The sequence below is a fragment of the Mycobacterium sp. pUA109 genome (assembly GCF_041287095.1).
GTDB lineage: Bacteria > Actinomycetota > Actinomycetes > Mycobacteriales > Mycobacteriaceae > Mycobacterium.
This window is the reverse complement of sequence record NZ_JBGGKS010000011.1, coordinates 160,521-173,213: the sequence shown is the minus strand read 5'-3', so window position 1 is coordinate 173,213 and position 12,693 is coordinate 160,521. Positions and strand designations below refer to the sequence as shown.

The following is a 12,693-nucleotide window of genomic DNA, read 5'->3' as shown; positions in this document are numbered from 1 at the left end:
GCAACGCGAAGCTCCCGCGCTTCGCGCCCCGCGTCGATCACCGTCCAAGTATCGTGACGTTGCCGACGTGCTCGGCAACGCTGGTTCACAATGAACGGCACCAGGGACGGAGAGGACGCCGGATGCAGGGACTGGTACTGCAGCTGACGCGTGCCGGGTTTTTGACGCTGCTGTGGGTGTTCATCTGGTCGGTGTTGCGGATCCTGCGGACCGACATCTACGCCCCGACCGGTGTCGTCATGGTGCGCCGTGGGCTGTGGCGACGCGGCGCGTTGCTGCCGTCACGACAACGCCGGCACGCGGCCCGCGCCCTGGTGGTGACCGACGGGGCGTTGGCCGGTGCCCGCATCACCCTCGGCGGTCAACCGGTGTTGATCGGGCGCGCCGACGATTCCACTCTGGTGCTCACCGACGACTACGCCTCGACACGACACGCCCGGCTGTCGCCGCGGGGCTCGGAATGGTATGTGGAGGATCTAGGATCGACCAACGGCACTTACCTTGACAGGGCAAAGGTGACTACCGCGGTACGAGTTCCACTGGGAACGCCGATTCGGATCGGCAAGACGGTAATCGAGCTACGCCCGTGACCCTGGTTCTGCGCTATGTCGCCCGCAGCGATGTCGGCCTGGTACGCGGCAACAACGAAGACTCGGTGTATGCCGGCGCCCGCTTATTGGCGCTGGCCGACGGGATGGGCGGGCACGCCGCCGGGGAGGTGGCCTCCCAACTGGTGATCGCCGCGCTGGCCCACCTCGACGACGACGAGCCGGGCGGGGATCTGCTCGGCAAGCTCGACGCCGCGGTCCGGGAAGGCAACGCCGCCATCGCGGCCCACATCGAGGCCGAGCCCGAACTCGAGGGCATGGGCACCACGCTCACCGCAATCCTGTTCGCGGGCAACCGGCTTGGCATGGTGCACATCGGTGATTCCCGCGCCTACCTGCTACGCGACGGTGAGCTCGCCCAGATCACCAAGGACGACACCTTCGTCCAAACGTTGGTCGATGAGGGCCGGATCACCGCCGAAGAGGCGCACAGCCATCCGCAGCGGTCCTTGATCATGCGGGCACTGACCGGCCATGAGGTCGAGCCCACCCTGACGATGCGGGAAGCGCACGTCGGTGATCGCTACCTGCTGTGCTCGGACGGGCTGTCGGATCCGGTGAGCGACGAGACCATCGAAGAGGCGCTGCGCATCCCCGACGTGGTGGCCAGCGCCGACCGGCTCATCGAACTCGCCCTCCGCGGCGGCGGACCGGACAACGTGACCGTGGTGGTGGCCGACGTCGTCGACGACAACTACGGCCAGACGCAGCCGATCCTGGCCGGAGCGGTATCCGGCGACGCCGGCCAGCTCACCGTCCCCAACACCGCCGCCGGCCGGGCCTCCGCGATCAGCCCCCGCAAGGGCGCCCCCAAAAGCGTTGTGCCGCAAGTAGAGGCAGCGCCCCCGCCGCCGCGCACCCGACGGCGGATTATCACCGGGGCGGCGTTGGTGTTGCTGTTGACGGTGCTGGGCCTCGGGATCGGTTGGAAGGTGATCCGGACCAACTATTACGTCGCGTCCAACCACGGCATGGTGTCGATCATGCGCGGTGTGCAGGGGTCGATCCTGGGCGTGCCGTTGCACGACCCCTACCAGTGGGGCTGCCTCGACGAACACAACCGGCTCTCGCAGGTCGCCTACGGCCAATCCGGTCGCAATCTCGGTTGTCAACCGATGAAGCTGGAGGACCTCCAGCAGTCGGCCCGCGCCCAGGTGGCCTCCGGGCTGCCGGTCGGCAGCCTTGACCAAGCGATTGCCCAGCTCAACGATTTGGCGCACAAGGTGCTCCCGCCGTGCCCCATGCCGAAAAGCCCGGTGGCCCCCCGTGCCCCGGACACCGCCAGCCAGACACCGGGCGAGAACGCCCCGCCAACGGCGCCGTCCACCACCGCGGCCTCGCAGGAGCCGTCGGCGCGGGCGTCACCAGAACCGAGTACGACCGCGGTGCCCCATCTGCCCACCGTGACCGCGCTTCCGCCGGGGCCACTCGAGCCGGGCGTCGACTGCCGGACGGTGGCATGACAACACAGACGCAGCCCCAGTCGCCAGTCGCGGTGACTCCGCCGCTGCCGACTCGGCGCAACGCCGAACTTCTACTGCTGTGCTTTGCCACCGGGATCACCACGGTGGCTTTACTCATCGTTGAGGACAACCAGGAACAAGGGCTGCGCTGGGATATGGCCGGCTACGCCGCAGCCTATCTGGTGTTGTTCGGCTGCGCCCACCTGACCATCCGGCGGTTCGCCCCGTACGCCGACCCGCTGCTGTTGCCGGTCGTCGCGCTGCTCAACGGCCTGGGCCTGGTCATGATCCACCGCCTCGATCTGGGTCTGGGCACCATCGGCGGTCACGACCGGCCCGGCGCCTACCAGCAGATGGCCTGGACGCTGGTCGGGGTGCTGGCGTTCGCGCTGGTGTTGGTCTTCTTGAAGGACCACCGCCAACTTGCCCGCAACGGCTACATCTGCGGGCTGGCGGGCCTGGTGCTGCTGGCCATTCCGGCGCTGCTGCCCTCGTCGTTCGCTCAGCAAAAGGATGCGTCGTTCATCAAGCAGAACGACGCCAAGATCTGGATCCAGTTGCCGGGCTTTTCGATTCAGCCCGCCGAGTTCTCCAAAATCCTGCTGCTGGTGTTCTTCGCCGCGGTGCTGGTGGCCAAACGCGGACTGTTCGTCAGCGCCGGCCGGCACGTGCTCGGGATGACGTTGCCGCGCCCGCGGGATCTGGCTCCGCTGCTGGCGGCGTGGGTGATCTCGGTGGGTGTGATGGTCTTTGAACGCGACCTCGGGACGTCGTTGCTGCTGTACGCCTCCTTCCTGGTGATCGTCTACATCGCCACCCGCCGGATCAGCTGGATGGTCATCGGGCTGACGCTGTTCGCGGTGGGAAGTGTTGCCGCGTACTACCTTTTCGCACACGTCCGGATCCGGGTGCAAACCTGGCGGGACCCGTTCGCCGATCCCGAGGGCAGCGGGTACCAGATGGTGCAGTCGCTGTTCAGCTTTGCCACCGGCGGTGTGTTCGGCACCGGGCTCGGTAACGGACAACCCGATACGGTGCCCGCGGCGGCGACCGATTTCATCATCGCCGCGTTCGGCGAGGAGCTCGGGCTGGCCGGGCTGGCCGGGCTGCTGATGCTCTACACCATCGTCATCATCCGGGGTTTGCGTACCGCGATCGCGCTGCGCGACAGCTTCGGCAAGTTGCTGGCGGCCGGGCTGGCGTCCACGCTGGGTATTCAGCTGTTCATCGTGGTCGGCGGCGTGACCAAGCTCATCCCGCTCACCGGGTTGACCACGCCGTGGCTGTCCTACGGCGGCTCGTCGCTGGTGGCCAACTACGTGCTGCTGGCCATCCTGATGCGGATTTCCAACGCCGCGCGCCGACCGCTGGCCGCCCGCCAGGACCCCACCGCGCCGATCGCCACCGCCAGCACGGAAGTGATCGAGCGCGTATGAACACCACGCTGCGCCGCATCGCGGTGGCCCTGATGGGGCTGATTGTGCTGCTGTTGATCAACGCCACCTTGACGCAGGTGTTTACCGCCGAGGGGCTGCGCGCCGACCCGCGCAACCAGCGCATCCTGCTCGACGAATACTCCCGTCAACGCGGTCAGATCACCGCGAACGGCCAGCTGCTGGCCTACTCGGTGGCCACCAACGACCGGCTGCGGTTCCAGCGGGTCTACCCCAACCCCGAGGTGTATGCGCCGATCACCGGCTTCTATTCGCTGCGCTACTCCAGCAGCGGCCTGGAGCGCGCCGAGGACGGGGTGCTCAACGGCTCCGACGACCGGCTGTTCGGGTTCCGGCTGGCCGACTTCTTCACCGGCCGCGACCCGCGCGGCGGCAACGTCGACACCACCATCAACCCGCGCATCCAGCAGGCCGGCTGGGATGCCCTGCAGCGCGGCTGCAACGGGCCGTGTCGGGGGTCGGTGGTCGCCCTGGAGCCGTCCACCGGCAAGGTGCTGGCGTTGGTGTCCTCACCGTCCTATGACCCCAACCCGCTGTCGTCGCACGACGCCGAGGATCAGGGCCGGGCGTGGCAGCAGTTCCGCGACGACACCGCCGACCCGCTGACCAATCGGGCCGTCGCCGAAACGTATCCGCCCGGTTCGACGTTCAAGGTGATCACCAGCGCCGCCGCGCTGCAGGCCGGCGCCAGCGAGGACGATCAGCTGACCGCGGCGGCGCAGATCCCGCTGCCCGACAGCACCGTCACCCTGGAGAATTACAACGGCGCCTCGTGCGGGCCGGATGCGACGGTGTCGCTGCGGATCGCGTTCGAGCACTCCTGCAACACCGCGTTTGTCGAGTTGGGCATCCACACCGGGGCCGATGCGTTGCGCAGCATGGCGCATGCGTTCGGTTTCGACCGCGCTCCCGATCCGATCCCGCTGCAGGTCGCCGAGTCCACGGTCGGACCGATCCCCGATGCCGCCGCGCTGGGGATGTCGAGCATCGGCCAAAAAGATGTCGCCGTCACCCCGCTGGAGAATGCGCTGGTTGCGGCGACCATCGCCAACGGCGGGATCACGATGCAGCCGTACTTAGTCAACAGCCTGCAAGGCCCCGACCTGGCTACCATCAGCACCACGGCGCCGCACCCGCAGCGCCGTGCAGTGTCTCCGCAGGTCGCGGCTAAGCTGACACAATTGATGGTCGGCGCCGAGAAGGTCACACAGCAGAAAGGGGCGATCCCCGGCGTGCAGATCGCATCCAAGACCGGTACCGCTGAGCACGGCACCGATCCGCGCAATACGCCACCGCATGCGTGGTACATCGCGTTTGCGCCGGCGCAGGCCCCGAAGGTGGCCGTTGCGGTGGTGGTCGAGGATGGCGGTGACCGACTGTCCGCGACCGGCGGTGCGCTGGCCGCGCCGATCGGACGGGCCGTGATCGAGGCCGCGCTGCAGGGAGGACCATGAGCCCGCGAGTAGGGGTGACGCTGTCTGGCCGCTACCGGTTGCAGCGCCTCATCGCCACCGGCGGCATGGGCCAGGTGTGGGAGGCGGTGGACAGCCGGTTGGGCCGTCGCGTCGCGGTGAAGGTGCTCAAGGGCGAGTTCTCCCAAGACGCCGAGTTCATCGAGCGGTTCCGCGCCGAGGCGCGCACCACCGCCATGCTCAACCATCCCGGGATCGCCGGCGTGCACGACTACGGCGAAACCGAGATGAACGGGGAAGGCCGCACCGCCTACCTGGTGATGGAGTTGGTCAACGGGGAGCCGCTCAACTCGGTGCTCAAGCGAACCGGGCGGCTGTCGCTGCGGCACGCGTTGGACATGCTCGAACAGACCGGGCGCGCGTTGCAGGTCGCGCACAGCGCCGGGTTGGTGCACCGCGACGTCAAACCCGGCAACATCATGATCACGCCGACCGGTCAGGTGAAGATCACCGACTTCGGGATCGCCAAGGCGGTGGATGCCGCCCCGGTCACCCAGACCGGCATGGTGATGGGCACCGCCCAATACATCGCCCCCGAGCAGGCGCTCGGGCACGACGCCACCCCGGCCAGCGACGTCTACTCGTTGGGCGTGGTCGGCTACGAGGCGGTGTCGGGCCGTCGGCCGTTCACCGGTGACGGGGCGCTGACGGTGGCGATGAAGCACATCAAGGAGCCGCCGCCGCCGCTGCCCGCGGACCTGCCGCCCAACGTCCGGGAGCTCATCGAGATCACTCTGGTCAAGAACCCCGGAATGCGCTACAAGAGCGGCGGGCCGTTCGCCGATGCGGTGGCCGCGGTCCGCGCCGGTCGCCGACCCCCGCGACCCAATCAGTCGGGCACCGGGGGCCGGGCAACGCCGTCGGCGATTCCGTCCGGCGCCCAGACCCGGGCCGCCGCGGACCTGACCCGGCGTGCCACCGCGGCCCGCCGTCCGGCGTCGCGTCCCGTCACCGGCGGCCATCGGCCCGCCCCGCCGCGGCGCACGTTCTCCGCCGGGCAGCGGGCGTTGCTGTGGGCGGCCGGGGTGCTGGGCGCGTTGGCGATCATCATCGCGGTGCTGATCGTGGTCAACGCCCGCGACGACAGCGGGAACCAACCGTCGACGCCGACCGTCACCGACACCTCGTCGCAGGGTTCGGCCACCGACACCACCGGGACCGGCACACCATGACGACCCCGGAACACCTGTCCGACCGCTACGAGCTCGGGGAGATCCTGGGGTTCGGCGGCATGTCCGAGGTCCACATCGCTCGGGACACCCGGCTGCATCGGGACGTGGCGGTCAAGGTGCTGCGCGCCGACTTAGCCCGCGACCCCAGCTTTTACCTGCGTTTTCGCCGCGAAGCGCAGAACGCAGCCGCGCTGAACCACCCCGCCATCGTGGCGGTGTACGACACCGGGGAGGCGGAAACACCGGCCGGCCCGCTGCCGTACATCGTGATGGAGTACGTCAACGGGGTCACCCTGCGCGACATCGTGCACGGCGAAGGCCCGATGCCGCCCCGGCGTGCCATCGAGGTCATCGCCGACGCGTGCCAGGCACTGAACTTTTCCCACCAACACGGCATCATCCACCGGGACGTCAAACCGGCCAACATCATGATCAGCACCGCGAATGCGGTCAAGGTGATGGACTTCGGCATCGCCCGGGCACTCGCCGACAGCGGCAACAGCGTCACCCAGACCGCCGCGGTGATCGGCACCGCGCAGTACCTGTCCCCGGAGCAGGCCCGCGGAGAGTCGGTCGATGCCCGCTCCGACGTCTACTCGTTGGGCTGTGTGCTCTACGAGATCCTCACCGGCGAGCCCCCGTTCATCGGCGATTCGCCGGTGGCGGTGGCCTACCAGCATGTCCGCGAAGACCCGACCCCGCCGTCGCAACGGCATGACGGCATCTCACCCGAGCTGGACGCCGTCGTCCTCAAGGCGTTGGCGAAGAATCCGGACAACCGGTATCAGACCGCCGCGGAGATGCGTAACGACCTGGTCCGCGTGCACAACGGGGAAGCCCCCGACGCACCTAAGGTGCTCACCGACGCCGAGCGCACCGCAATGCTGGCCTCCTCCTCGCGTCCGGTCGGGCCAGTCAGCCCGGTCACCGACCCGCTGCCCCGCCAGGAACCGGACTTCGCCAGCGATCGCACGGTCGGTTCGGTGGGGCGGTGGCTGATCGCCGTGGCGATCCTGGCCGTGTTGACCGTCGTCGTCACCTTGGTGATCAATACCTTCGGCGGCAGCACCCACAAGGTGCAGGTCCCCGACGTCCGGGACAAGACGTCGGCCGACGCGGTGGCCGACCTGCAGAACAAGGGCTTCGAAACCCGCACCCTGCCCAAGGTGGATTCGACGGTGGCGCCCGATCACGTGATCGGCACCGACCCGCCGGCCAACACCTCGATGCACGCCGGCGACACGATCACCGTCAATGTCTCGGTGGGCCCCGAGCAGCGCCAAGTGCCCGACGTGTCCTCGCTGAGTTATGCGGCCGCGGTCAAAAAGCTCAAGGCCGCCGGCTTCGAGCGGATCAAGCAACAGCATTCGCCGTCGACGCCGGACCTCAAGGACCGCGTCGTGGGCACCTATCCGCCGGCCAACCAGACCTCGGCGATCACCAACGAGATCACCATCATCGTCGGGACCGGACCGTCCACCAAGCCGGTGCCCGACGTGATCAACCAGACGCCCGAGGAAGCCCAGAAAACCCTGACGTTGAGCGGCTTCACCAAGGTCAACCAGGTGTCGGTGGACAGCCCCCGCCCGGCCGGCGAGGTGGTGGGCACCCGGCCCGCCGCCGGGGACACCGTGTCGGTGGACACCGTCATCGAGCTGCAGGTCTCCAAGGGCAACCAGTTCGTGATGCCGGATGTCACTGGAATGTTCTGGACCGACGCCGAACCGCTGCTGCGGGCGCTGGGCTGGACCGGTGTGCTGGTCAAGGGCGCCGATGTGGACGCCGGCGGCGACAAACACAACAAGATCGTCTACCAGAGCCCGTCCTCGGGGCAGGGCGTGAACCGGGACGGGTACATCACGCTGACGTTCGGTCAGTAACCTCCGGGGCGCGGTGCGCGGCGGCCACCGCCTGACTGACCTCGTGTTCCAGCCGGCGCACCAGCGCCTCGTCCCGGGCCTGTCCGCAGCTGGCCAGCCAGTTGGCCAGCATCCGGTGCCCGCCCTCGGTGAGGATGGATTCGGGATGGAACTGGACCCCGTGGATCGGCAACTCGGTGTGCCGCACTCCCATGATCACCCCGCGCCGGGTCCGCGCGGTCACCTCGAGGTCGTCCGGCAGGGTTTCCGGCAGGATCGTCAACGAGTGGTACCGGGTCGCCGTGAACGGATCCGGAAGCCCTTCCAGCACACCGGTATTGGTGTGGAACACGGTGCTGGTTTTGCCGTGCAACAACTCCGGGGCGCGCCCCACGGTGGCGCCGAACGCGACGCCGATGGCCTGGTGGCCCAAGCACACCCCGAGCAGCGGGGTGCGCGCCGCCGCGCAGGTCCGCACCACCCCGATCGACGCCCCGGCGCGCTCCGGGGTGCCCGGTCCCGGGCTCAGCAGCACCCCGTCGAATCCGGTGACGACGGACGCGTCGGACAACCGGGGGTCGTCGTTGCGCCACACCGTCGCCTGCACCCCGAGTTGGCCCAGGTATTGCACCAGGTTGAACACGAAGCTGTCGTAGTTGTCGACGACCAAGACCTGCACCGTGTCAGGCTACCGTCGGCGACGATGCAGAGCGAAGCGATGAGGAGGAGCGGGCGCTCCGACCTGGGTCCTGCTCAGTAGGGGAGCGGACCAGCGGGTACGGCGTAGACCATGCGCACCGGTTCGGTGGAGCCGACGACGTGCGCGTCGGGGAGGACCTGTTCGCTGTAGCCGAGCCCGAACCGCACCACGTACTGCTTGTAGAGGGTCACCAGCGGGGCCGCGTCCAGCGCGGCCTGCATCGCCGCGGCATCACCGATCGCGGTGATCGTGTACGGCGGACTGTAGGTCCGGCCGTTGAGCAGCAGCGTATTGCCGACACAGCGGGGTGCGGAGGTGGCGACGATGCGCTGGTCCTGGACCTGAATGGCCTCGGCCCCGGCGCTCCACAGCGCGTTGAGCACCGCCTGGATGTCTTGCTGGTGCACCACCAGGTCGTCGGGGGAGGCGTCTCGCGGGAACCGCCCATAGGCGTCGCGCTGCGCATCGGTCAGCGTCACCGCCAGGCCGGGCCCGTGCACCGGGTCCAGGCCGGCGTCGCCGGCCAGCTGGGCGGAGCGCTTGAGCATGGCGGCCAACGCGGTGCCCGCCCCGCGGCCGTGGGCGGAGTCGATGGTGGTGGCCAGGCCGTCGCGTTCGGCGCTGAGCCGGTCCACCGCCGCCTGCGTCTCCCGGACCAGGTCGACCAGCCGCGGGGCATCGCTGCGGCGGATCTCGGCGCCCCCGGACACCCCGTGGGTGGCACCCAGCAGCAGTCCGGCCAGCACGCACACCAGCGGGACGCCGAACCGCCAGGGTGAGCGGCGGGCCCGCGCGGTCTTCTCCACTGGCTCTCCGTTCTCTGATCCCGCCCTTGCTGGGTTAACCTCGTAGCCGAGCAACGCTCGCACCATTCATCGTCGCACTGTCCTGAGGTATCGATGCCCAAGTCCAAGGTTCGCAAGAAGACCAGCTTCACCGCCAGCCAGGTGAGCCGTACGCCGGTCAAAGTGAAGGCCGGGCCCTCAAGCGTGTGGTTTGTGGCCTTCTTCATCGGGCTGATGCTGATCGGGCTGCTCTGGCTGATGGTGTACCAGCTGGCGGCCACGGGTCTGGACGCCCCCGCCGCGCTGAACTGGATGGCCGAGCTCGGACCGTGGAACTACGCCATCGCGTTTGCTTTCATGATCTCCGGCTTGTTGCTCACCATGCGTTGGCGCTGATCCGGCGGACCGCCATGTTGCATTCATGTGGACCTCTGGGCGTTACTGCGCTGCCAACCAAGCAATTGCTCAATCACACGTATGTGATTCATCCCCATTGTTGATAGCGCTTGTGGATAACTCCATCGGCAGCGGTAGAAGCGGTTAGGTATCCCGTGCAGCAAACACAGTGGGCGCCTCGGACCGGCGGCATCGTCGCTTGCGCGGTAGCCGGAATTGTGATGGCTATCTCCGCTGTGACGCTGGTCACAGACGTCCCCGGGCGGGTTTTAGTGGGTATTGCTGCCGTGGGCTTGCTGGTGTTTGCAAGCGTCTCGTGGCGTGCCCGCCCAAAACTGGCAATTACCGCCGACGGCCTGCTGGTGCGCGGCTGGTGGCGCACCCAGCTGCTGCGCCCGGCCGACATCACCGTCGTCCGGATTACCGAATTCCGCCGGCTGGCGCGCAAGGTCCGGCTGCTGGAGATCGAGACAACGGACGACCGGCTAGTTATCTTGTCCCGCTGGGACGTCGGAACCGATCCGCTGGATGTGCTCGACGCGCTGACCGAGGCCGGCTACGCGAGGTCCTGAAGATTACGCCGACTGTGCGGTTTCATACGCGAAACGCGGGTGCAGGCGTACCAAACCGCACAGTCACCGCCCGGATTCGGCGATTGGCTGCAAGGGATCAGGCGATGGTGACCGATTCGATGACGACGGGCTCGGTGGGGCGGTCGCTGCCGTCGGTGGCGGTGCTGGCGATCGCCTCGACCACTTGCTGCGACGCCGGATCCACCACCTCACCGAAAATGGTGTGGCGGCGGTTCAGGTGCGGCGTCTGCCCGACGGTGATGAAGAACTGCGACCCGTTGGTGCCCGGGCCGGCGTTGGCCATCGCCAACAGGTAGGGCTTGTCGAACTGCAGCTCGGGGTGGAACTCGTCGGCGAACTTGTAGCCGGGCCCGCCACGGCCCGTGCCGGTCGGGTCCCCGCCCTGAATCATGAAGCCACTGATTACCCGGTGAAACACCGCGCCGTCATAGAACGGCCCCGACGAACCGCCCGAGGCGTTGGTCGTCGAGTACTCCTTGGTGCCCTGCGCCAAGCCGACGAAGTTGGCCACGGTCTTGGGGGCGTGGTTCCCGAACAGGGCGATCTTGATGTCGCCGCGGTTGGTGTGCAGCGTGGCGGTGGCGGTCTGAATGGGGCTCGTGGTCACGGGATGACAGTCTGCCATCCGAGTGGCTGTGGCCGCCGCCACGGGGGGCGTTTCGCCGCGGCGTCGTTGCCGGATCAACGCTCTGACCCCACGGACCGGCTCAGAGATGGCACTCTGAAACGAATGCGAGCTTAGGCAGAAAGGTGCGATATGAGCCCCAAGACTGACACCCGGTTGACCCCGCGGCAGCGGCTGAGCCGGGGCCTGACGTACACCGCGATCGGCCCGGTGGACGTCACCCGCGGCGTGGTCGGGCTGGGCGCCCACTCCGCCCGAGCCGGTGCGGCCAGCCTGCGCCGGCGCTACCAGGAAGGCCGGCTGGCCCGCGAATTGGCCGCCGCCCCGGAAACCATCGCCAAGGAGTTCGCCGCCGCGCAGGAGGTGGTCACCGGTCTGCCGCAGGCCCTGCAGGACGCCCGCCGCTCCCAAGGCCGCAGTCGCCGCCCCTGGGTGATCGCGGCCGTCGCCGCCGCGGTGCTCGCCGGCGGTGCGGCCGCGTTCTCGATCATCCGCCGCACCTCGCGCCCGCAGGAGGAGTCGCCGCGGCCGCCGAGCGTCGAGGTACAGCCCAAGCCGTAAGCGGCCGGCTGGACAGCACACCAGCGGCGCCTATCGTGGAAGTCGGTGCGACCTTCAAGGAGGCGCAGATGACAGAGACGCCGCCCACCAAGGAGTTGCGCGCGTTCGATCAGGGTTGGCCCACCCACCGGAGAATGGTCCGGTTCGACTGGTCGGACACCCCCTTGCACTGGGTTCCCGACGATCCGTTCACCACCCATGTCATCAACGTGCTGCACCTGCTGCTGCCGGCCGGCGAACGCTGGTTTATCGAGGCCGTCAAGGAAGCGGCGCCGCTGGTCGACGATCCCGAGCTGCAGTCGGCGATCAAACCGTTCATCCAGCAGGAAGCCTGGCACGCATGGGCGCACACCATCGTGCTGCGCCACCTGGCAGACCAGGGCATCGACACCACCGCCTACACCGATCAGCTGGATCGCTGGTTGTCAGCGCTCGGCGAGCGCCACGAGCGCTGGCCGCAACCGTTGCGGCGCTGGTGGTTGTATCGCCACTTAGCCGATACCGCCGCACTCGAGCACTTCACCGCGGTGTTGGGGCAGTGGGTGATCCAGACCCGCGGGCTCGACTATGCCGGGGCCGATCCGACCATGCTCGACCTGCTGCGCTGGCACGGCTGCGAGGAGGTCGAACACCGCGCGGTGGTGTTCGACATCTACCAAAACATCTGCGGCAGCTACGCATTGCGGGCGCTGTCGATGTTGTTGACCGCGCCGCAGTTCGTCTTCTGGTGGCTGGCCGGGGTGCGCTATCTGATGCGCCATGACCCGACGCACCCGCGGGCGCCGCGGTGGCGGGATTGGTTGCGGGCATCCCGCAACTACCGCACCCCGGGGCCGTGGAAGCTGCTGGTGACCACGCCGGTGCGGTACCTGCGCCCGCATCACCACCCGCAGAGCGAAGGCAACACGGCGATGGCGCTGGCCTACCTGGAGCAGTCGCCGGCGGCGCTCGCCGCCCGGGAGCGGGCTGCATCGCACCACGCCGACGACGATGACGCATAAGGAA

12 protein-coding genes and 1 pseudogene are annotated in these 12,693 nt (G+C 68.3%); 10 read left to right on the top strand and 3 right to left on the bottom strand.

Features of this window, described 5'->3' with window-relative positions:
- Positions 1–122: 122 nt before the first annotated feature.
- The 6 genes and pseudogenes from ACAG26_RS14800 to pknB all read left to right on the top strand — a co-directional run bounded on the left by ACAG26_RS14800 (position 123) and on the right by pknB (position 8,049).
- Positions 123–590 carry an FHA domain-containing protein gene (locus ACAG26_RS14800; protein WP_370483391.1) on the top strand — a complete coding sequence of 156 codons (468 nt, stop codon included), beginning with the start codon at positions 123–125 and terminating at the stop codon, positions 588–590.
- Positions 587–2,071 (top strand): protein phosphatase 2C domain-containing protein, encoded by a 1,485-nt coding sequence (locus ACAG26_RS14795; protein WP_370483389.1) that lies wholly within the window; start codon positions 587–589, stop codon positions 2,069–2,071. The genes ACAG26_RS14800 and ACAG26_RS14795 overlap by 4 nt, the downstream gene beginning before the upstream one ends.
- Positions 2,068–3,507 (top strand): FtsW/RodA/SpoVE family cell cycle protein, encoded by a 1,440-nt coding sequence (locus ACAG26_RS14790; protein ID WP_370483386.1) that lies wholly within the window; start codon positions 2,068–2,070, stop codon positions 3,505–3,507. The genes ACAG26_RS14795 and ACAG26_RS14790 overlap by 4 nt, the downstream gene beginning before the upstream one ends.
- Positions 3,504–4,979 (top strand): D,D-transpeptidase PbpA, encoded by a 1,476-nt coding sequence (gene pbpA, locus ACAG26_RS14785; RefSeq protein WP_370483384.1) that lies wholly within the window; start codon positions 3,504–3,506, stop codon positions 4,977–4,979. Before ACAG26_RS14790 ends, pbpA begins: the two co-directional genes overlap by 4 nt.
- Positions 4,976–6,157, top strand: a pseudogene (locus ACAG26_RS14780) (serine/threonine-protein kinase); the annotation flags it as partial. The gene pbpA and the pseudogene ACAG26_RS14780, both read left to right, overlap by 4 nt.
- Positions 6,158–6,165: 8 nt before the next feature.
- On the top strand, positions 6,166–8,049 hold the full coding sequence (gene pknB, locus ACAG26_RS14775; RefSeq protein WP_370483382.1) for a Stk1 family PASTA domain-containing Ser/Thr kinase: 1,884 nt from the start codon (positions 6,166–6,168) through the stop codon (positions 8,047–8,049).
- On the opposite strand, the gene ACAG26_RS14770 is transcribed toward pknB, so the two are convergent.
- Positions 8,027–8,707, bottom strand: coding sequence for an aminodeoxychorismate/anthranilate synthase component II (locus ACAG26_RS14770; RefSeq protein ID WP_370483380.1), 681 nt, complete (start codon positions 8,705–8,707; stop codon positions 8,027–8,029). The two genes, pknB and ACAG26_RS14770, sit on opposite strands and share 23 nt — an antisense overlap.
- A gap of 74 nt (positions 8,708–8,781) precedes the next feature.
- Positions 8,782–9,600 carry a DUF881 domain-containing protein gene (locus tag ACAG26_RS14765; protein WP_370483378.1) on the bottom strand — a complete coding sequence of 273 codons (819 nt, stop codon included), beginning with the start codon at positions 9,598–9,600 and terminating at the stop codon, positions 8,782–8,784.
- Positions 9,601–9,627: 27 nt separating this feature from the next.
- Between ACAG26_RS14765 and crgA the strand changes: the two genes are divergently transcribed.
- Together crgA and ACAG26_RS14755 are read left to right on the top strand one after the other, a co-directional pair.
- On the top strand, positions 9,628–9,909 hold the full coding sequence (gene crgA, locus ACAG26_RS14760) for a cell division protein CrgA (RefSeq protein WP_370483376.1): 282 nt from the start codon (positions 9,628–9,630) through the stop codon (positions 9,907–9,909).
- Positions 9,910–10,064: 155 nt separating this feature from the next.
- Positions 10,065–10,481, top strand: coding sequence for a PH domain-containing protein (locus ACAG26_RS14755; protein WP_370483373.1), 417 nt, complete (start codon positions 10,065–10,067; stop codon positions 10,479–10,481).
- 97 nt (positions 10,482–10,578) lie between these two features.
- Here ACAG26_RS14755 and ACAG26_RS14750 read toward each other — a convergent pair whose 3' ends face one another.
- Positions 10,579–11,127, bottom strand: coding sequence for a peptidylprolyl isomerase (locus ACAG26_RS14750; protein WP_370483371.1), 549 nt, complete (start codon positions 11,125–11,127; stop codon positions 10,579–10,581).
- A 132-nt stretch (positions 11,128–11,259) separates the two neighbouring features.
- Here ACAG26_RS14750 and cwsA point away from each other — a divergent pair, with 132 nt between their 5' ends.
- A complete protein-coding gene (gene cwsA / locus ACAG26_RS14745) occupies positions 11,260–11,688 on the top strand; it encodes a cell wall synthesis protein CwsA (protein WP_370483369.1) in 429 nt (142 codons plus the stop codon).
- A gap of 68 nt (positions 11,689–11,756) precedes the next feature.
- Positions 11,757–12,689: a metal-dependent hydrolase gene (locus tag ACAG26_RS14740; RefSeq protein ID WP_370483366.1), complete on the top strand. Its 933-nt coding sequence runs from the start codon at positions 11,757–11,759 to the stop codon at positions 12,687–12,689.
- Positions 12,690–12,693 lie beyond the last annotated feature (4 nt).

What these genes read in the sequence shown, in the direction of transcription:
- ACAG26_RS14750 (WP_370483371.1), bottom strand. Translation starts at nt 11,127, where the DNA reads ATGGCAGACTGTCATCCCGTGACCACGAGCCCCATTCAGACCGCCACC.
- pknB (WP_370483382.1), top strand. Translation starts at nt 6,166, where the DNA reads ATGACGACCCCGGAACACCTGTCCGACCGCTACGAGCTCGGGGAGATC.
- ACAG26_RS14765 (WP_370483378.1), bottom strand. Translation starts at nt 9,600, where the DNA reads ATGGTGCGAGCGTTGCTCGGCTACGAGGTTAACCCAGCAAGGGCGGGA.
- ACAG26_RS14740 (WP_370483366.1), top strand. Translation starts at nt 11,757, where the DNA reads ATGACAGAGACGCCGCCCACCAAGGAGTTGCGCGCGTTCGATCAGGGT.
- ACAG26_RS14790 (WP_370483386.1), top strand. Translation starts at nt 2,068, where the DNA reads ATGACAACACAGACGCAGCCCCAGTCGCCAGTCGCGGTGACTCCGCCG.
- cwsA (WP_370483369.1), top strand. Translation starts at nt 11,260, where the DNA reads ATGAGCCCCAAGACTGACACCCGGTTGACCCCGCGGCAGCGGCTGAGC.
- crgA (WP_370483376.1), top strand. Translation starts at nt 9,628, where the DNA reads ATGCCCAAGTCCAAGGTTCGCAAGAAGACCAGCTTCACCGCCAGCCAG.
- ACAG26_RS14800 (WP_370483391.1), top strand. Translation starts at nt 123, where the DNA reads ATGCAGGGACTGGTACTGCAGCTGACGCGTGCCGGGTTTTTGACGCTG.
- pbpA (WP_370483384.1), top strand. Translation starts at nt 3,504, where the DNA reads ATGAACACCACGCTGCGCCGCATCGCGGTGGCCCTGATGGGGCTGATT.